The following is a 19,999-nucleotide window of genomic DNA, read 5'->3' as shown; positions in this document are numbered from 1 at the left end:
CCTCAATTTCCTTTTTCAACTTTGGTGTCAAACGAGACTTCCGACCTTTTTGCTTAGCCCTGTGGTCGTACTGTTCCTGTGCTAAGGCTGCGGAATAACCATTTTGGCATCGTCTTAACTCTCTTGAAATAGTAGACTTATGGACGCCAAGTTTATTTGCAATTTGGCAAGGTTTCAAACCTAATTCTAAGTAGGTTTCTATCTTTATTCGGTCGGTTATGGTAAGATGGGAGTAGCTCATAGTTTTTCCTCGGGTTCTGTTTGTGTGGTTACTTACAGTTTACACCAATGAAACGCTATGAGTTTTTTTGTTGCACTATATTTTACAATTTATCTTTGAAAAAAATATTTTTCAAAAAGGTCAAAAAAAGTCAAAAACACTATTGACCTTTACTGATCAATATGATATATTATTATCACAGGGTTAGGAGATGAGAGGAGAACCCTGATGAAGAAACTGATTGTTTTGTTTAAAAATTGAAGACGGGCTAAAACCTAGAAAAAAGTGAAGCTACTAGAAAATCAAGATTTTCTATTCCTTCCCTATTTTCATACGGTTTTCCTAAGGCCCTTTGTAACATGGCTTTTTATTTTTCAATAGAAGGTCAAAAAAGGTCAGAATTTGATTCCAATCTCGGAACTTTAGGTTCTGAAAAAATTTTTTGAATAAAAGGTCAGTAATAGTCAAATATAAAATTAGAAAAGTAAAGAGGTACTCTTATGAACAACAATTTTGGATTTAACAATATGGACGATATTTTCAATCAACTGATGGGTAACATGGGCGGTTTCAATTCAGAAACTCGTCGCTACCGCATCAATGGTCGAGAAGTCACTCCGGAAGAATTTAACTACTATCGCCAAACTGGTCACCTGCCTAATCAAGAAGCAATCCAAGACGGGGCTTCCCAAGCAAACCAAGGGCAAATCAAGCAAGGTGGTATCCTGGCTAATCTGGGGCGTAACCTGACAGAAGAAGCTCGCCAAGGCAAGCTGGATCCTGTTATCGGTCGGAACCAAGAAATTCAAGATACAGCAGAAATCTTGGCTCGTCGGACCAAGAATAATCCTGTCCTAGTCGGTGATGCTGGTGTTGGTAAGACAGCGGTTGTTGAAGGCTTGGCCCAAGCTATTGTCGCAGGTGATGTGCCTGCTGCTATCAAGAACAAGGAAATTATCAGCATTGATATTTCAGGTCTGGAAGCTGGTACCCAATATCGTGGGGCATTTGAAGAAAACATTCAAAAGCTGATGGATGAAGTCAAACAAGCAGGTAATATCATTCTCTTCTTTGATGAAATTCACCAAATCTTGGGTGCTGGTAGTACTGGTGATGGTCAAGGCTCTAAGGGTTTGGCCGACATTATCAAGCCTGCCCTCTCTCGTGGTGAGCTAACCGTGATTGGGGCAACGACCCAAGATGAATACCGTAACACCATTTTGAAGAATGCAGCTCTGGCTCGTCGTTTCAATGAAGTTAAGGTCAATGCTCCTTCGGCAGAAGATACCTTCGCTATCCTGCAAGGGATTAAGCCCCTCTATGAACAACACCACAATGTGGAATTGCCAGATAGTGTTTTGAAGGCTGCGGTGGATTATTCTATCCAATATATGCCCCAAAGGGCCCTGCCTGACAAGGCTATTGACTTGGTCGATGTGACGGCGGCCCACTTGGCAGCTCAACATCCAGCAACCGATGTTAAGACCTTGGAAGCTGGTATTGCTAAAGCACGTGACCGCCAACAAGCTGCAGCTGATAAGGAAGATTACGAAGCAGCTCTGGCTGAAAAAGTAAAGATTGATGACTTGCAAAAACAAATTGACAACCATACCGAAAATCAAAAGGTTGTGGCGACAGTCAATGATGTGGCTCAAGCGGTTGAACGGATGACTGGTATTCCTGTTTCACAAATGGGGGCCAGCGACATTGAACGCTTGAAAGAAATGGGTAGTCGCCTGAAAGGCAAGGTTATCGGTCAAGATGAGGCAGTTCAAGCCGTCAGCAAGGCTATTCGTCGGAACCGAGCTGGTTTTGATGAAGGTAATCGCCCAATCGGTAGCTTCCTCTTCGTCGGACCTACTGGGGTTGGTAAGACCGAATTGGCTAAGCAATTGGCCCTGGATATGTTTGGTACCAAGGATGCCGTTATTCGCTTGGATATGTCTGAATATAGCGACCGGACGGCTGTTTCTAAATTGATTGGTACGACTGCTGGTTATGTGGGTTACGATGACAATTCCAACACTTTGACCGAACGGGTTCGTCGCAATCCTTATTCTATTATCCTCCTTGATGAAATCGAAAAGGCTGACCCACAAGTCATCACCTTGCTTTTGCAAGTTTTGGACGATGGTCGCCTGACCGATGGTCAAGGCAACACCGTCAACTTCAAGAATACTGTGATTATCGCCACCTCTAATGCTGGCTATAGCTTTGGTGCTGTGCCAGAAGAAGATGGTAAGGAAGTTAGTCTGCGAGATAAATTAGCACCATTCTTCCGTCCAGAATTCCTTAACCGCTTCAACGGGGTTATCGAGTTCTCTCATTTATCTAAAGAAGATTTGCAGGAAATTGTTGACTTGATGCTGGATGAAGTCAACCGCACCTTGGCTAAGAAGGGTTTGACCTTGGAAGTCAGCGATGCGGCTAAGGCTTACCTGATTGAAGAAGGTTACGATGAAGCCATGGGAGCACGGCCTCTGCGTCGGGTCATCGAAGGCCAAATTCGTGACAAGGTCACCGACTTCTATCTGGATCATCTGGATGTCAAAGCTCTCAAGGCCGATATGGTTGACGGTAAGTTAGTCATTTCGCAAGCCTAATGACTTGAATTTTTACCTCGTCTAATTTCTTTTCTAGCATTCTGGTCGAGAAGCTCTCACTCCACAAGGGTGGGAGTTTTTTTGCGATTGAATACTCTTCGAAAATCAAAACTACCCGTCGTTAACTCACTTTGCCGTACTTGCTGAGGAAAACAAGGCTTTCCTCATTTCCCGCCTCAAAAGGTCTCCCAGATCTTTTGAGCTGTCGCGGTTCGTGCGACACAGAACACAGTTGGTCGATGTTACCAACTGTGTGAAGTTAGTGAGGGGGCTAGGCAATCGCCATAGAGATTGCCGTTAAACATCAGTTACTTTAGTGACTTGATGTCTTTGCCCCTTTCCTCGGCCACTTCTAATTTTCTTTGAGTATAAATATCGGACAGCAAATCTGGGGCGTGCTATAATGAAAAAATAGAAATGAGGAAGTATATCTATGACTCTTATTGCATTAACAGGGGTGACTGGTCATCTGGGTGGTCAGGTTGCCCAACTCCTAGAGGGAAAAAATTTAAACTTACGTTATTTGGCGAGACGGCCAGAGCGGGCTCCTAAAGTTGCAGGAGTGCCTGTTTTCCGATCGGCCTATGACCGATCCCCAGAGACCTTGGAGGCTTTGTCTGGTGTGGACGTTCTCCTCATGGTTTCAGCTAGCGAGAGTCTCAACCGCTTGGCTGAGCACAAGGCTTTCATTGATAGTGCCAAGGAAGCTGGCGTTAAGCACATCGTTTACACCTCCTTCTACAATGCCAGCGATCAGGCCACCTTTACTTATAGTCGAACTCATGCAGCGACGGAAAATTATATTAAGGAGCAGGGTTTGGCCTATACCTTTGTCCGTGATAATTTCTATTTGGATTTCTTTCTTGAATTGGGGCAAGCCTATGGCGAAATCAAGGGTCCTGCTGGAGATGGTAGGGTCTCCGCGGTTGCTCGTCAGGATGTTGCTCAAGTTTTGGCGAAGATTTTGGAAAATCCAAGCAACTGGACAAATCAAACCCTCGATATGACGGGGCCAGAAGATTTGACCATGACTGATGCGGCAGCTATTCTTAGTCAGGGCTTGGGAAAGACGGTCCGCTATATCCCTGAAACAATCGAAGAGGCCTACCAGTCTCGTAAGGCTTGGCCGGCGGAAGATTGGGAGTATGATGGTTGGGTGTCAACCTACACCGCCATTGCAGCAGGTGAGCAGGCCGGCCTGACCAATGATGCCGACCGAGTTTTAGGCCGTAAGCCAATCAGCCTGGCAGACTTAATCAAAGAAACGAGTCAGGATTAGAATTGTGGCCTTAGATCCAATGACTGACGGCTCCGCGAATTTGAACTCTTGCTTGACAAGATTAGGTCAGCGGGTTACTGAATGACTTTGTCGAAATATCAGAATTATCTAATCTAGTTTTGGCTTAGCTCAAACTGGGTCAATAGCTCTAAACTCAACTTGTCTTGTTAAAATCTATAGAAAAAACGTTGGAAGATATTCCAGCGTTTTCTTTTGTGTTTGATTTGTGGTTCTATTTGTTAATGGTTAGTTCTGTCAGTTGGCTCTTGATAGCTTCTAAGTCCGTGCCAGCCTGGAGGAGGGCAGCAGCAGTATAGGCTCCTTCAACGATTGGGACAGAATTAATAATGATTTCCTTATCCGTAAAGTCTGCCACCATTTCTAGGTTCATCTTGGCAGAGCCTAGGTCAAAGAAGACCAGGAGGGTGTCCTTGTCATTTTGCTCAACGACTGCCTGAACCTGGTCGAAGGAGGTACCGATGCTACCATCTTCTGTCCCGCCGACATAGGTGATAGAGATGTCCTTAGCAACCTCGGAAATCAGGTCAAGGACCCCCTGGGCAATATTTTTGGAATGGGAGACGACAACGATTCCAATATCAGACATTTAGGTACCTCCAACTTCTAAGAGAGCCTTGAAAAGTAGGCCAGAAGAAGAGGAGCCTGGGTCAACATGACCGATGGAACGCTCACCCACATAGGAGGCCCGTCCCTTGGTGGCTTTCATGTCCTTGCTGGCTTGAACCAGCTGGTCAATGATTGCTGCATTTAACTTATTTTCTTTAAGTGCGTCCAGAACGCCGGCCCAGACATCCACCATGGTTTTTTCATTGGTCGTGGCCTTGCCTCGTTTTTGAATCATCTCGAGGCCAGCTTCAATCAGACCAGGCAAATCAACTCCGGCCTGTTCTGCCTTGGTCATACCTATAAAGGCAGAACCGTAGAGGGGACCGGATGCTCCCCCGACCTTGCTTAATAATTGCATGGAGACCAGTTTGAAGAGGTCAGCAGTAGTAGCAGGCTCAGACTGGTCCAGAGCTTCCATAACGGCAGCCATCCCCCGAGCCATATTGCTTCCGTGGTCGCCATCGCCAATCGGGGTGTCCAATTCTGATAGGTAATCTTTGTTTTCTTGGATTTTGTCATTGAAGCTTGTCATCCAAGCCTTGGCAATCTTTATGTCCATGATAGGCTTCCTTCCTAATAATTCCTTGCACCTAAATTTTACCAGGCAATAGTAGTTACAGGGCTTTCCAGAGCTGCTTGCCAACTGTCCTCTTCTAATTTGATGAGGGTCAGGGATAGGCCAGCCATATCCAGCGAGGTCATATAATTGCCTAATTTCTTATAACTAATCTCCAAGCCCTTTTCTTGCAGGAGACTAGCCACATCATTAGCAAAGATGTACTGTTCCATGAGTGGGGTTGCTCCCATACCATTGATGAGGATGCAGAACTTATCACCAGTCTTAGCTTGGAAGGAGTCGGTCAATTTCGTTACCAATTCCTTGGAAGTCCGCATTTTTTCCCGGCGGTAACCAGGTTCACTATGGATACCAATGCCAAATTCAATCTCATCATCGGCTAGAACAAAACCAGGTTTGCCGACTTCGGGAACAGTAGCCCCGCTTAGAGCCAAACCGACGGTATGAATATTTTTGCCCAGCTTATCAGCTAAAGTCTTGATTTCTTCTAAAGATTGGCCTGAGCGAGCGGCTTCTCCTAAAATTTTATGAACGAGAATGGTATCTGCGACGCCCCGACGGCCTTGGGTGTAGAGGCTGTCTTCAACGGCAATGTCATCATCGACAATAACGCTAGCCACCTGAATACCTTCCATCTCGGCCATATCTTGGGCCATTTCAAAATTCATGACATCACCAGAATAATTCTTGATAACCATGAAGACCCCAGCACCCTCATCGGCTTCCTTAATGGCTTGGAAGACTTGGTCAGGAGTAGGAGAAGTAAAGACCGCTCCGCAAACAGCAGCTGACAACATGCCTTGACCGACAAAGCCAGCATGAGAAGGTTCATGTCCGCTACCCCCGCCAGAGATGAGGCCAACCTTGCCAGTTTTTTCTGCATTTCTAGCAATGATGTCAAATCCTTCGACTCGATGAACTAAGTCGCTATGAACGTGAGCTAAGCCGTCCAGCATTTCTGTCACGACATCGCTTGCCCGATTGATAATTTTTTTCATGAGAATGCCTCCCTTTAAACTGAAATGAGTGTGAATAGGAATTCTAAATACTAGTCTAGTCCGATTACCTGACTGATATTGTGAATTCGTTTACATTCTTACTTTCATTATAGAGTCTAATTAGAATCTAGGCAAGAATTAACTGTAAGTCTGGGATTTCTTGGTAGGAAAAAGTGGAGACTAGGCTGGTCTCATAGTCGATTTCCTTTAGGCTGAGAGGGATCTAGCAGTTTGTTGCAAGGTCTGGGTGAACTTGCTGACCAAATTCATCCGCTCCCTCACCTGGTAGGCTGACTTGGCTTGCTCGTCCAGCTCCCACCTTGCTTTTTAGGGGCTGACTTGCTATAATAACTTAAGATTTAGCTGATTTAAATCATTGAATTTCAGCTTTACAAGATACATAAAAATGATTAAAAGGAGATTTACCCATGGGACGTAAATGGGCTAATATTGTTGCCAAGAAAACAGCTAAAGATGGTGCTAACTCGAAGGTTTACGCTAAGTTTGGGGTTGAAATTTATGCGGCTGCCAAGCAAGGCGACCCTGATCCAGAATCTAACTCAACTTTGAAATTTGTTTTGGAGCGGGCTAAGCAAGCGCAAGTACCTAAGCACGTTATTGATAAGGCCATTGACAAGGCCAAGGGAAATACTGATGAAACCTTTGTTGAAGGGCGTTACGAAGGTTTTGGGCCAAATGGCTCGATGATTATTGTTGATACCCTGACTTCCAATGTCAATCGGACAGCGGCCAATGTTCGTTCAGCCTTCGGGAAGAACGGCGGAAACATGGGTGCTTCTGGTTCTGTTTCTTATATGTTTGACCGCAAGGGTGTCATTGTTTTCAAGGGTGAAGATGCCGATAGCATCTTTGAACAACTCTTGGAAGCTGATGTTGATATCGATGATGTCGAAGCAGAAGATGGGTCAATCACAGTTTATACTGCACCAACTGATCTCCACAAGGGAATGGAAGCCCTGCGGGCCAACGGTGTGGAAGAATTCCAAGTTACCGAATTAGAAATGATTCCGCAATCTGAAGTTCAACTGTCTGGCGAAGATTTAGAAGTCTTCCAAGGCTTGATTGATGTCCTGGAAGATGACGAGGACGTCCAAAAGGTCTACCACAATGTAGATTTGGGGGAATAAGATTAATCAAAAAAGGCTGGGTTTTCCCAGCTTTTTTCAATGAAAAAAGACCTCAGTATGGGTCTTTTTAATGTCTATTACTCCTGTCTTATCAATACTTCGTTATTTTTTCAATCTGGCAGTTACCATTTCTTTTAGACTAAAAATTACTAGAATTAAAGTAATAGTCCAAGCAACACGTGTCGCTAGTAGGAGATTATTAGGCCAGAGATTTAAGCAGGTTGCACCTATCGCTGAACCACTTGCAATAGCAACATTTTGGGCCATCCGTTGTAGTGCTCCTGCACTACCTTGCATTTCTATAGGACTTGCTTGCATGATGCTAGCGATATTAGCAGGCTGGAAGTAGCCACCGCCAATACCATAAATGAATAGACCTAAGGTTAGAAGGAAGTAGGGCCACTTCGGGGTCAGTAGCAGCAGGAAAATCAAGGATAGACAGATGATACCTAATCCTAATCGACTAAAGAATATATTTTTACTTCCATCGTTTAATTTTCCAGAAACTCGTGAAAATATTACCAGGCTGGCTGGAGCACCTAAAACAAGGAAGCCCGTGAGGCCAAATCCTAAATGGTAGAGCTGTTCGAAGATAAAGGGAGGTAGCAAAAATATTACAGCTGATGCGAAACCGAATGCGATGGTCTGCAATAAATAAGATGACAATTTGGAGTTAGCTCTTACTTCCTTAACGTTTATAAGTGGGTTGGTCTTTTTTAATTCAAAGCGGTAAAATAACCAGCCGATTAATAGACTAATAACGATTAAAACAAGACTAATCACTAATAGCCTAGGCCTGCTTAATAATGACAGTCCTAATAAAAGGAAAATTAACATTACGGCATTGATAATTGTGCCAAGTCTATCTAACTTTTGATTAGTAGTATTCTCAGCTATTCTTTTAAGAAGATAGTGGTTAAAAATGATGGCGATGATTGCAAAGGGGACATTAATCCAGAAAATAAAGTGCCAGATGTTTCAGGAGAGTAAGATTCCTCCTAGAGATGGACCCAATACGGGACCAAGCCCTATCATAACTCCTAAAACACTGATGGAACTATTTTTATTCTCTTCTGAGACTAAGGTTGTAATTAAAGCAGCGGATGTAGCTTGCAAGGCAGCGGCTCCGATTCCTTGGATAACACGGCCAGCAATCAGCCAACCAATACTGTTTGCAAAGCCACAAAAGAGTGAACTAAGTCCAAAGAGAATAAATCCAAGGTAAGAAATCTTCAATTTTCCAAATTTATCACTAAAGATACCCAAGGGGAGAATAAAGATAGCTAAGTCTAAAGAGTAGCCTGTAACTGCGATGGCTGTAATATTAGTTGTTGTTTGAAAATGCACCTTTAAAAAAGATAAGGCCACATTTATAATACCTGTATCCAAGGTTGACAAGAGCATTCCAAGACCAGCAATAGTAGTTATTAGTGAGTCTCTTAATCTGCTACTCATTGTTTTTTACCTCCTCGTTTTCATTAGCTTCGGCACTATATCTTGAATAGTTACTATCGTGTATCATATAACCTAACTCCTTTTCTAAAAATTATAGACATGATGCAATGGATGGAAATGATAATCAATCGATTCTAGGAATTTCGAATTGAAAGGAGAGCTTACTAAATGGCCATAACTATTCGGTTTAGCAATTACGCTATTAAGACTGATGAAACTCTGACTCAAAGGGTACAATTTGTCTATTCTCCTCTCAATGAACTCTTTAGAAGCCTGCATGTTTTATTAAATCCACGTCATCATGGTACCAATATCGATTGGGCAATTAAAACTCAGGAAAAATTGACAGATGATTTTTATGAAAGTCTTCACTATTTTCAACCTCTTTACGAACTAGGTGTTTCTCCAATTTTATTATGCAATTTTCGGTATCATGCTACGACACTTGATGAAGAAATACAATGTTTAAGAAAATTTCTTATTGAACTACCTACCTTTAAGTTGATTGAGCAATTAGAAAAAGTAGCCAATGAGCGAGAGAATTCCTTTATTCCCCAATTGGCAAAAGGTCTAGAGTGGAAAGATTTTTCTCTAAACAAGGATAAGCAGTTAATTAACGATTTAAAGACTGATGCATCTGGAGTTTATCAACGACTTTTTAACTTTATTGATTGGTATAGACGAGAAATATATGACGATACATGGACCGAAAAATCACTCCAACAGAAACTATTAGCTGAGATTCGAAAGCAATCCTTATTCTTAAGAAAGCACGGTTTAGTTGAAATGTTTAATCATTTACAAGTGGATCGTATAAAGTGGAAAAAGGATAATCTGGTTATTATTAAGCCCTTTGATCAAAAGATTCAGCTGAAAGATACCGATTCTATCATGTTACTTCCTAGTTATTTTATTTGGCCACATTTGTTTGTTGAGACTTTTGAACAAGGAATTGCTATTACCTATGATATTACAGAACAGTCCGATTACTATGATTCAACGCCAGAAGAATTAGTAACTATTTTTAAAGCTTTAAGTGATCCAATACGACTACAAATTATGAATTATGTGATAAAGAAACCTAGTACCACCCAGTCCTTGGCACAAATCCTGTCATTAAGTAATTCGAGTGTTTCTAGGCATTTGCAAATTTTGAAGGAAGCGAACTTGTTGAAAACTAAGAAATCAAAGAAATTTGTCCTTTACGAACCAACGGAATTAGTAACACAATTGATGCCTGATTTCTATCAGTTTTTCAAGAATTAACTAAAGGTGGTGAATGTTTTGTCAGTATCACAAATTGAATCAATATTGTCGGGAAAATTATTTTTAACTAAGATTGAAATTGAGAGAACCTTAGGCCGTTCTTTGTCAGATGAAGAAAACAGTTTTTTAGAGAGTAGCCCCGAAATAATAGTATTTCCTTTTTATGGGAGAAATTATTATAAACTAGATAATGAATTGATTTCCTTAACGGTAGAAGGAAAAAGGGCTATTTCACTTTTGGCTAATCGTTCTCAAGCTATTAAGCTTGGTCAGGCAAGAACCTGTTTGCATCATTTAGCAGGAAAATCAGGTGTCTCAATATTGAAAGAATTAATAGAAAGTGGACTAGTCAAAAAGGAAACGCCTATTAATTATTGCTTAACCCCAAATGGTATTAGTTCAATGCAAAAGTGGCTAGGTTTTAAGCCAAGTTCAGAAATTAAATTGTGTCTAGATTTTTCAGAAAGAGAATTTCATATTGGAGGAGCATTAGGAAGAAGAATATTAGAAAGACTGGTTCACGAAGGTAAATGCCAGTTAACACAGCAAAGATTAGTTAATTTAAAAACTAGTTCTGATAAACTAATGACAAATATTTATAAATAGCTTTTCTCCTTCAAAGTAAAAAATCACTTGAAAAAATCCATGAAAATATTGAAACCGTTCTCAAAAAAGTGGTATAATAGGGCCAAGAAGATGAAATGTGGAGTTTTCTTCCATACCATTTAGAAAATAAGTGAGGTTGACTGATTATGGCTGTTAGAGATTTTATGACTCGGAAGGTTGTCTACGTATCGCCTGAGACAACGGTTGCCCATGCAGCGGATGTTATGCGAGAACAAGGTTTGCGTCGTCTGCCTGTTATTGAAAATGACAAATTGGTGGGGATTGTGACCGCTGGGACCATGGCTGAAAATAGTCCTTCTAAGGCGACCAGCTTATCCATCTATGAAATGAACTATTTGCTCAATAAGACCAAAATCCGTGATATTATGATTAAGGATGTGGTGACTGTCTCGCCTTTTGCTAGCGTAGAAGACGCCATTTATCTGATGATGACCCACAAGGTTGGCGTTTTGCCTGTCGAAGAAAATGGTGTCGTTTCAGGTATCATTACGGATAAGGATGTCTTCCGGACCTTCCTAGAAGTCTCCGGTTACGGTGAAGAAGGCGTGCGGGTTCGGATTCTGGCTGATGATAGTGTCGGCGTTCTGGAAAAGATTGTCAGCACTATTGCCAAGGAAGGCCTCAATATTCGCCGGACTGTTATTGCAGGAGCCAAGCATGGCCAAGTTGTTAATGAAATCCAAATTGACGGGAAGGTGGACATCGCCGATCTCAAAGCGAAACTAGAAGCAGCTGGCCTGACTGTTGACGATATTCAAGAAACTCATGCCAAGGCACTGTTTTAGGATTGGCTAACTGCTGAGTTTGAAGTCTTGCTCCGCTCAGGGTCAGGCATTAAATCAGTAAATTATGTGATTATTTTTGGGGACTGGTGGGAGCAATCTCACCAGTTTTTTGGTAAAATAAAAGTACTATGGAAAATCTGAACACGCAAAATCAAGGGCATTTAATCACCCTCGAGGGACCTGATGGGGCTGGTAAAACCAGCGTTCTCGAAAAATTGGTTCCCTTACTAGAAGATCAAGGTTATCCAGTGGTGACTACTCGGGAACCTGGTGGGGTGGCCATTGCTGAGAGTATCCGCGAGGTCATTTTAGATGTCAATAATACGGCTATGGATGAAAAGACCGAGCTCTTGCTCTATATTGCAGCACGCAGACAACATCTGGTCGAAAAGGTCCTGCCGGCTCTGGCCCAAGGCAAGCTGGTTTTGGTGGATCGCTTTATTGATAGCTCGGTGGCCTATCAGGGCTATGGGCGAGGTCTGTCAGTTGCTGATATTAGCTGGCTCAACGACTATGCTATCGAGGAGACCAAGCCTGAGTTGACCCTACTCTTTGACCTTCCCTCTGAGGTTGGTCTGGCTCGGATTGAACAGGCTGAGGTTCGGGAAGTTAATCGTTTGGATTTGGAAAAATTGGACATGCACCAACGCGTGCGGCAGGGCTATTTGGAGCTAGCCAAGAGTCAGCCTGAGCGAATCAAGGTCATTGATGCGGCCCAAGAGTTAGAAAAGGTGGTTGCGGATGCTCTTTCGACTATCCAGCTGGCACTGGCAAAGGACTAAGGATGGATTTAGCAGACTTACAACCCAAGATTTTTCAGGAATTTCATCACATCTTGCAGGCGGACAGGCTCAGCCACGCCTACCTTTTCTCAGGGAATTTTGCCAGCTATGAGATGGCAATCTTTTTGGCTCAAAGTCAATTCTGCGAGAATTTACAGGATAGTCTCCCTTGCGGTCATTGTCGGGAATGCCGACTGATTGCTGAACGGGATTTTTCCGATGTTAAGGTGATTGAGCCCCAGGGTAATGTTATCAAGACAGATACGATTCGTGAGCTCCTGCGAGATTTTACCCGTTCTGGTTTTGAGGGTCAGTCTCAAGTCTTTATTATCCGAGATGCTGACAAGATGCATGTCAACGCGGCCAACAGTCTCCTGAAATTTATTGAGGAACCGCAGTCTTCCTCTTATATGATTCTATTAACCTCAGACGAGAGTAAGGTCCTACCGACCATTAGGAGTCGTTGTCAGATTTTTCGTTTTCCTAAAAATCAAGCCTATCTAGAAAATCTCCTGCAGGAAAAGGGTCTCTTGAAAAGTAAGGCTGGCCTGATTGCAGCGGTGGCCGATGATGAGGCTTCGGCCTTGGCTCTGGCAGATATGGCTAAATTTGATGACCTCTGTCGCAGTTTGGAGAAGTTTATTGCTGGCTTGGATCAGGCTCCCGACCAGGCCTTCTTGCAGGTGACTCATCTGGCTAGCCTAGCGACTGATAAGGCGGAACAGGATTTGGCCTTTAATCTTTTACTGGTCCTGCTGGGACGAAAGCAAGTGCCAGGTCAGGTCACTAAGGTCTATCAGGCTAGACAGATGTGGCTTAGTAATGTCAGCTTTCAAAATGTCTTAGAATATATGGTGTTAAAATGACAGAAGTAATAGGGGTAAAATATGAGGAAAATGACCTCCTTTCCTATGTTTTGCCAGATCAAGCTTATGAAAAAAATGATTTAGTCGTGGTTCCCCTGCGAAAGGGCAACCGTCTGGCTCAGGTCGTTCAGGCCAATCAGGACCTGGATGATAAGGTCTTACCTGCTCAAGTGGATAGGGTACTGGGACCGGCTCGTCAGCAGGATCTAGAACGGTATCGGGCTAATCAGATTTTTGCCCAAGACAATATGACGGCGGTCAAGGATATGATTGCCAACCGTAATCTGAAGATGAAGCTGGTTAGTATTGCCTTCCCGCTGGATCGCAGTCATGTCTTCATTTCTTTTACGGCTGAGCACCGGGTGGACTTCCGCCAGTTGCTCAAGGACTTGGCGGGTTATTTCCGGGCTAGGATTGAATTGCGGCAGATCAATACCCGAGACGAGGCCAAGATTTTTGGTGGTCTAGGTCCCTGTGGTCGCCCACTTTGTTGCTCTAGTTTCCTAGGAGATTTTCCACCCGTTTCGATTAAGATGGTCAAAAACCAGGGACTTTCCCTAAATACTGGAAAAACAACAGGTCTTTGTGGCCGTCTGCTCTGCTGTCTCAGCTTTGAGGATGACTTTTACCGAGAAGCCAAGCAGAAGTTTCCTGATTTTGGTAGTCCGGTGGAAACGGCGGAAGGTAGCGGAACCGTGGCAGGTATGGACGTCTTTGCTGAAACGGTCAAGGTCCGTTTTGAAGACCGGGCCAGCCTATTGACCTATAGTTTGGAGGAGATTAGTTTACATGGATAAAAATGAACTCTTTACTGCCTTCGACGATGTTTCCAACAATTTGATGGAAAATTTTGCCCAGGTCGAATTGATGAAGAAAAAAATGCAGGAAATCATGGAGGAAAATTCCCAGCTGCGTTTGGAGAATGCCAAGCTGCGAGAACGCCTGTCTGATGTGGATGAGAAGATGCCAGCCAAGTCCTCCAGTCAGGGACGAGGGAATTTGGAGTCCATCTATGAGGATGGCTTTCATGTCTGCAACAATGACTATGGCAAACGCCGGGATGACAATGAGGACTGTCTCTTTTGTATGGAGCTATTGAACAGGGAGTAAGGCATGCAGCTGCAAAAATCTTTTAAGGGGGAAGAAAAGACTGGGAAGCTCTATCTGGTTCCGACCCCAATCGGTAATCTGCAGGACATGACCTACCGTTCGGTGGAAATTCTCAAGGCTGTCGATTTTATCTGTGCGGAGGATACCAGGAATACCGGCTTCTTGCTCAAGCATTTTGAAATTGCTACCAAGCAGATTTCCTTCCATGAGCACAATGCCTATGAGAAGATTCCTGACCTCCTAGATTTGCTCTTGGCTGGAAAAAATCTAGCCCAGGTTTCTGATGCCGGTCTGCCCTCTATCTCTGACCCTGGCCATGATTTGGTTCTAGCAGCGATTAAAGAAGATATCCCTGTCATTGCCCTACCAGGAGCATCGGCTGGGATTACGGCTTTGATTGCTAGTGGTCTGGCCCCCCAGCCCCATATTTTTTATGGCTTTCTTCCTCGTAAGAAGGGGCAACAGTTAGAATTCTTCCAACAAAAATTGGCCTACCCTGAAACCCAAATCTTTTACGAATCGCCCTATCGGCTGGTTGATACCCTAACCAATATGCGGTCGGTCTATGGGGACCGTCAGGTGGTACTGGTGCGAGAGTTAACCAAGATTTATGAGGAATATCAGCGGGGCTCTATTTCTGACCTTCTGGCCTATTTGGCGGACAATCCTGCCAAGGGGGAATGCCTTCTGGTGGTGGCAGGTAGCAGTGGCCAGGAAGAAAGTCTAGCTGAGCTTGAAGATTCGGACCTCAAGGCTCTGGTAGAAACAGCCATTGCCCAAGGATCCAAGCCTAATCAGGCCATCAAACAAGTCGCTAAAGACCATGGCCTCACCCGCCAGGTCCTTTATAATATTTACCACGACTTATAATGAGTTTTATTAAATATGAGCAAGCATCTCTTTGGAGGTGCTTTTTTGATCCTTTTGGGAGTTTGAGATAGAGTGAAAAGTCGAGACTATGTCAGAAAACCTAACATAAAATTCGGATTTTCTGATATTTTTTTACAAATTTTCCAAGAAAACGTTGACAAATTTATTTTCTGATGTTATATTTCATGACATAACTAACGAAAACGGAAAGGACTTGTCTATGGATTCTGGTAGTATTGCTTTTATCATGATTTGTTCGGCCTTGGTCATGTTGATGTCCTTCGGTCTGGCCTTCTTTTATGGGGGTCTTGGTCGGCGGAAAAACGTCATCAACACTATGATGATGGCCGTTATTCCACTAGGCATGACATCTCTCTTTTGGGTTTTGGCAGGTTACTCTCTAGCCTTTGGCGGCAAGGGAACTCTGATCGGAAATTTCAGTCATCTTTTCTTATCAGGAGTATCCGAAAGTCACAGTAGTCGTGGCCTCGCAGTGCCAGATATGCTCTTTGCAGCTTTTCAAATGATGTTTCCAGCGGTTACTGCAGCAATTTTAACAGGAGCTGTTGCAGGTCGCATGCGGTTTAAAGCCCTACTGATTTTTCTGGTCGCTTGGATGTTTCTAGTTTATTATCCCTTTGCCCACATGGTTTGGGATGATGGTCTGCTGGCCAAGTGGGGAACAATTGACTTTGCAGGTGGTGATGTTGTCCATATTACTTCAGGGGTCTCGGGTCTGGTTCTGGCCATCGTTGTTGGCAAACGCAGAGATTTTAAACAGATGGACTATCGGCCTCACAATATTCCTTTTGTTCTTCTGGGAGCGGGTCTCTTGTGGTTCGGCTGGTTCGGTTTTAATGCTGGCTCTGCTCTCACTGCCAATGCTTTGGCGGTTCATGCTCTAGTGACCACCCACGTTTCTGCAGCCGCTGGTCTGATTTCTTGGATTAGCTTGGATTATTATTTTGCAGGAAAGCCCTCACTTGTTGGAGCTTCAACGGGTCTGGTGGCTGGTCTTGTCGCTATTACGCCTGGTGCTGGCTTTGTTCCCGTCTGGAGTGCCCTGCTGATTGGCCTTCTGGTCAGTCCAGTTTGCTACTTGGCCATTTCCATCATCAAGCATAAGTTTGAATACGACGATGCTCTTGATGCCTTTGGCTGTCACGGGATTGGTGGAATTTTCGGCGGACTTGCGACTGGTCTCTTTACTCAACCCAGCCTAGCTCTAGATGGTCATCATTTTGGCTTGGTTTATGGCAGTCCTAGTCTCTTTCTGGTGACCCTGGCAGCGATTCTGGTGACTGTTCTCTGGTCAGCCCTGGTTTCTTATCTGCTGATTCGCGTTATTGCTCACTTTATGCCCATTCGTGTCCAGGAGCGTGCCGAAGTCATTGGACTGGATGATAGTGAACATGAGGAAACAGCTTATCCTACCTTTATGGGCTTGGATGGTTAGATTATTAGAACGTTGAAAGTGCAAAGGTTTGTCAAGCTTGTTAATAGCTTCATTTAAGGAGGTCATCATGAAAAAAATTGAAGCGATTATTCGTCCAGATAAATTAGAGGATTTGAAAGAGCGATTGACGTCAACCGGTATGGCCAAGGGGCTCACAGTCAGCCAGGTCCTCGGTTATGGTAGTCAGAAGGGCTTTTCCGAAATTGTTCGGGGCCAAATTATTACCCCGACCCTCTTGGCCAAGGTGAAAGTAGAAGTCGTTGTTAAGGACGTTGCCGTGGACACCATTGTCGATCTGGTATGTTCGGCTGTAGAAACGGGTGAAGTTGGCGATGGGAAAATTTTCGTTCTTCCGATTGAAGATGTTATCCGGATTCGTACCAAAGAGCGAGGTGGCGATGCCATCTAGGCATTTGTTTTAGGTAAGACGGCCTGAGGTCGAACGTGTGCAGGCTTTGGAGCCTGGTCTCGGCTCGGAAAAGTTGCCGAGAGCTGAACTTCGACCTAGCAAAGTTTCCGAGGGTTTGGTCTAGAATTAGCCAAAGTTTCGAGGAATTTGTTGTTGATTTGGTGCAAGCTGTCTTGCGGAAGGTTATGGATAAGAGAAGACCGATCAAGAAGGAGGGTTCTATGATTGAAAACTATAAGAAAAGCTTGAAAACACTGAGTGGTGATTTTGACTATTTTGACCTTGAGGCCGCTTGTCGAGCTCAAAATGTCGAGCTTGATAGGCTTCCCTACACCATTCGCATTCTCTTGGAAAGCCTTCTGCGTAAGGCTGATGGTCAGGATGTGATAGAGGCAGACATCAATAATCTCATTCATTATCAGGCAGGTCAGCCTCAAGGTGAAGTACCCTTTAAACCCAGTCGGGTCATCCTACAGGACTTCACTGGGGTTCCAGTCGTTGTTGACCTGGCTTCTATGCGGGATGCGGTGGTTAAAGGCGGGGGCAATCCCGATTTGATTAACCCGGAAATTCCGGTTGATTTGGTCATTGACCATAGCGTGCAGGTGGACGTTTTTGGCAAGCCCTCTGCCCTTGATGAGAATATTGCCCTCGAATTCACCCGCAATAATGAACGCTATGAGTTCCTCAAGTGGGCGGAAAATTCCTTTGACAATTATCGGGCGGTTCCACCTGCAACGGGAATTATTCACCAAGTTAATATTGAATTCCTCAGCCCGGTCATCATTGAAAAGGATGGCCAGCTTTACCCCGATTCCATGTTTGGAACCGATAGTCATACCACTATGATTAATGGTCTGGGCGTGCTCGGCTGGGGTGTCGGCGGTATCGAAGCTGAGGCTGCTATGTTAGGGGAAGCCTCTTATTTCCCAGTGCCAGAGGTCGTCGGAGTTCGTTTGACAGGCCAGCTTCCCAAGCTGGCAACAGCAACCGACTTGGCCCTCAAGGTGACCAAGCTTTTGCGACAGGAAAATGTGGTTGGTAAATTTGTCGAATACTTTGGTCCAGGTCTCAAGTCCTTGAGCCTGGCTGAACGAGCTACTCTTGCCAATATGGCCCCTGAGTACGGAGCAACCTGTGGTTATTTCCCAATTGATGAGGAAACGCTCAATTATATGCGATTGACCAATCGCCCAGAAGCTCATATCGCTCTGGCTGAAAGCTATGCCAAGGCCAATCATCTCTTTTACGATGAAAACAAGCAAGCCACCTATAGCAAGATTGTCGACATTGACCTAAGCACGGTTCAGCCGGCTATTTCGGGACCAAAACGGCCTCAGGATTTGATTGAGTTGTCCCAAGCCAAGCAAGAATTTCAGGCTAGCCTGGTCCGAGAAGTTGGCGTGCGGGGCTTTGGCATAGCAGAAGAAGAAATCGAGAAAAAGGCGACGGTCCATTTTGCGGATGGGGATAAAACCATCCAAACAGGGCATGTGGCTATCGCTGCCATTACTTCTTGCACCAATACCTCCAATCCCTATGTCCTATTGGCAGCAGGCCTCTTAGCCAAGAAGGCTGTTGAAAAGGGCTTGAGAGTTCCTAGGACCGTTAAAACCTCTCTAGCTCCGGGCTCCAAGGTCGTCACCGGCTACCTGAAAAATTCGGGGCTGCAGGCCTATCTGGATCAGCTAGGTTTCAACCTGGTTGGCTATGGTTGTACCACTTGTATCGGAAATTCTGGAGATCTCCTGCCTGAGGTGGCAGAGGCCATTCGTCAGGAGGACTTGTTGGCTTCGGCGGTTCTCTCAGGAAATCGTAACTTTGAAGGGCGAATCAACCCTCTGGTCAAGGCGAATTTTCTGGCCAGCCCACCCCTAGTTGTGGCTTACGCCCTGGCTGGGACGACTAATATTGACTTGACCAGCGAGCCTCTTGGTTTTGATGGCAATGGCAGAGCTGTTTATCTTGAAGACATCATGCCAAGTCAGGAACAAGTGTCCGACTACGTTAATCGCTATGTCACTCGGGACCTTTTTGCCAAAGAATACAGTTCTGTCTTTAGTGATAGTCAGCGTTGGAACCAGATTGAGGTTGAAAAGGGCAAGAACTACGCTTGGAATCCCGCTTCGACTTATATCCAAAACCCGCCTTATTTTGACCAGCTCAAGGAAGATTTGACCATTGAGCCCCTCAAAAATCTGTCGGTCTTGGCTAAATTTGGTGATTCTGTCACCACCGATCATATTTCGCCTGCCGGGAATATTGCCCGCACCAGTCCAGCAGCTAAATATTTACAAGAACAAGGAGTGGACTACAAGGATTTCAATTCCTATGGTAGCCGTCGAGGCAATCACCAAGTCATGATGCGGGGGACTTTTGCCAATATCCGCATTAAAAATGAACTGGCTGACGGAAAAATTGGAGGCTGGACCAAATATCAAGGGCAAGTCATCCCGATTTACGATGCAGCCATGAATTATCAGCAGGCTGGAATAGCTAGTCTGGTCATCGCTGGCAAGGATTACGGCATGGGCTCCAGTCGGGACTGGGCAGCCAAGGGGGCCGGTCTTCTAGGGGTCAAGGCTGTTCTGGCAGAATCCTTTGAGCGAATTCACCGCTCGAATCTGGTCATGATGGGCATTCTTCCCCTACAATTTCTAGAGGGAGAAAATGCAGAGAGCCTAGGCCTGACAGGTTATGAAACCTATGATATTGACCTAGATGACCAAGTAACTGTCGGCCAAATCGTGACCGTCAAGGCTAAATCTGACCAGGGTAGCAAGGAATTTAAGGCTCGCCTACGCTTTGATGCCGATGCCGACATCCGTTATTACCGCTACGGAGGCATCCTACCAATGGTGGTCAAGAAGAAATTAGAAGCCCAGGCACTTGCTAGCGATTGACCTAGACCTCAATAGATA

Annotated in this window: 18 protein-coding genes and 1 pseudogene; 14 read left to right on the top strand and 5 right to left on the bottom strand. The window is 44.5% G+C overall.

Going from position 1 to position 19,999, the window contains the following annotated elements:
• Positions 1–241, bottom strand: a 241-nt coding sequence (locus BS63_RS0107875) for a helix-turn-helix domain-containing protein (RefSeq protein ID WP_028798492.1), incomplete at its 3' end; no start/stop codon positions are given.
• Between the two features lie 479 nt (positions 242–720).
• Here BS63_RS0107875 and BS63_RS0107870 point away from each other — a divergent pair.
• A complete protein-coding gene (locus BS63_RS0107870) occupies positions 721–2,823 on the top strand; it encodes an ATP-dependent Clp protease ATP-binding subunit (RefSeq protein ID WP_002960430.1) in 2,103 nt (700 codons plus the stop codon).
• Positions 2,824–3,256: 433 nt separating this feature from the next.
• Positions 3,257–4,102 carry an SDR family oxidoreductase gene (locus BS63_RS0107865; protein ID WP_002960429.1) on the top strand — a complete coding sequence of 282 codons (846 nt, stop codon included), beginning with the start codon at positions 3,257–3,259 and terminating at the stop codon, positions 4,100–4,102.
• Positions 4,103–4,334: 232 nt separating this feature from the next.
• On the opposite strand, the gene dhaM is transcribed toward BS63_RS0107865, so the two are convergent.
• Genes dhaM through dhaK form a run of 3 tightly spaced genes read right to left on the bottom strand, consistent with a single transcriptional unit; the run spans position 4,335 to position 6,304 of the window.
• Positions 4,335–4,709, bottom strand: a complete 375-nt coding sequence (gene dhaM, locus BS63_RS0107860; RefSeq protein ID WP_002960428.1) for a dihydroxyacetone kinase phosphoryl donor subunit DhaM — start codon at positions 4,707–4,709, stop codon at positions 4,335–4,337.
• Positions 4,710–5,288 (bottom strand): dihydroxyacetone kinase subunit DhaL, encoded by a 579-nt coding sequence (gene dhaL / locus BS63_RS0107855; protein WP_002960427.1) that lies wholly within the window; start codon positions 5,286–5,288, stop codon positions 4,710–4,712. It abuts the gene before it with no gap.
• 38 nt (positions 5,289–5,326) lie between these two features.
• The gene (dhaK, locus tag BS63_RS0107850) at positions 5,327–6,304 is read right to left on the bottom strand and encodes a dihydroxyacetone kinase subunit DhaK (RefSeq protein WP_002960426.1); all 978 of its coding nucleotides are present in this window, start codon (positions 6,302–6,304) and stop codon (positions 5,327–5,329) included.
• A 428-nt stretch (positions 6,305–6,732) separates the two neighbouring features.
• Here dhaK and BS63_RS0107845 point away from each other — a divergent pair, with 428 nt between their 5' ends.
• Positions 6,733–7,452, top strand: coding sequence for a YebC/PmpR family DNA-binding transcriptional regulator (locus tag BS63_RS0107845; protein ID WP_002960425.1), 720 nt, complete (start codon positions 6,733–6,735; stop codon positions 7,450–7,452).
• Between the two features lie 102 nt (positions 7,453–7,554).
• On the opposite strand, the pseudogene BS63_RS1000000112295 reads toward BS63_RS0107845, so the two are convergent.
• A pseudogene (locus BS63_RS1000000112295) lies at positions 7,555–8,907 on the bottom strand (MFS transporter).
• A 168-nt stretch (positions 8,908–9,075) separates the two neighbouring features.
• Here BS63_RS1000000112295 and BS63_RS0107835 point away from each other — a divergent pair.
• The 11 genes from BS63_RS0107835 to acnA all read left to right on the top strand — a co-directional run bounded on the left by BS63_RS0107835 (position 9,076) and on the right by acnA (position 19,981).
• Positions 9,076–10,173 (top strand): ArsR/SmtB family transcription factor, encoded by a 1,098-nt coding sequence (locus tag BS63_RS0107835; protein ID WP_002960423.1) that lies wholly within the window; start codon positions 9,076–9,078, stop codon positions 10,171–10,173.
• Between the two features lie 18 nt (positions 10,174–10,191).
• Complete coding sequence (locus BS63_RS0107830) at positions 10,192–10,779, top strand: hypothetical protein (RefSeq protein ID WP_002960422.1); 588 nt, start codon at positions 10,192–10,194, stop codon at positions 10,777–10,779.
• 146 nt (positions 10,780–10,925) lie between these two features.
• Positions 10,926–11,585: a CBS domain-containing protein gene (locus tag BS63_RS0107825; protein WP_002960420.1), complete on the top strand. Its 660-nt coding sequence runs from the start codon at positions 10,926–10,928 to the stop codon at positions 11,583–11,585.
• 128 nt (positions 11,586–11,713) lie between these two features.
• Positions 11,714–12,367 (top strand): dTMP kinase, encoded by a 654-nt coding sequence (gene tmk / locus BS63_RS0107820; RefSeq protein ID WP_002960418.1) that lies wholly within the window; start codon positions 11,714–11,716, stop codon positions 12,365–12,367.
• A 2-nt stretch (positions 12,368–12,369) separates the two neighbouring features.
• Positions 12,370–13,233: a DNA polymerase III subunit delta' gene (locus BS63_RS0107815; protein WP_002960415.1), complete on the top strand. Its 864-nt coding sequence runs from the start codon at positions 12,370–12,372 to the stop codon at positions 13,231–13,233.
• A complete protein-coding gene (locus BS63_RS0107810) occupies positions 13,230–14,030 on the top strand; it encodes a PSP1 domain-containing protein (protein ID WP_002960413.1) in 801 nt (266 codons plus the stop codon). The genes BS63_RS0107815 and BS63_RS0107810 overlap by 4 nt, the downstream gene beginning before the upstream one ends.
• Positions 14,023–14,343 carry a DNA replication initiation control protein YabA gene (yabA, locus tag BS63_RS0107805; RefSeq protein WP_002960412.1) on the top strand — a complete coding sequence of 107 codons (321 nt, stop codon included), beginning with the start codon at positions 14,023–14,025 and terminating at the stop codon, positions 14,341–14,343. Before BS63_RS0107810 ends, yabA begins: the two co-directional genes overlap by 8 nt.
• Positions 14,344–14,346: 3 nt before the next feature.
• Entirely contained in the window at positions 14,347–15,213 is an 867-nt protein-coding gene (rsmI, locus tag BS63_RS0107800) for a 16S rRNA (cytidine(1402)-2'-O)-methyltransferase (protein ID WP_019777380.1), read from the top strand.
• A gap of 220 nt (positions 15,214–15,433) precedes the next feature.
• Positions 15,434–16,669, top strand: coding sequence for an ammonium transporter (locus BS63_RS0107795; RefSeq protein ID WP_028798533.1), 1,236 nt, complete (start codon positions 15,434–15,436; stop codon positions 16,667–16,669).
• A 67-nt stretch (positions 16,670–16,736) separates the two neighbouring features.
• Positions 16,737–17,078 (top strand): P-II family nitrogen regulator, encoded by a 342-nt coding sequence (locus tag BS63_RS0107790; protein WP_002960408.1) that lies wholly within the window; start codon positions 16,737–16,739, stop codon positions 17,076–17,078.
• 221 nt (positions 17,079–17,299) lie between these two features.
• Positions 17,300–19,981, top strand: a complete 2,682-nt coding sequence (gene acnA / locus BS63_RS0107785; protein ID WP_028798532.1) for an aconitate hydratase AcnA — start codon at positions 17,300–17,302, stop codon at positions 19,979–19,981.
• Positions 19,982–19,999 lie beyond the last annotated feature (18 nt).

Source organism: Streptococcus sobrinus DSM 20742 = ATCC 33478, from assembly GCF_000686605.1.
Classification (GTDB): domain Bacteria; phylum Bacillota; class Bacilli; order Lactobacillales; family Streptococcaceae; genus Streptococcus; species Streptococcus sobrinus.
The sequence above is the reverse complement of the archived record's forward strand: the minus strand, read 5'-3'. Positions and strand labels throughout refer to the sequence as shown.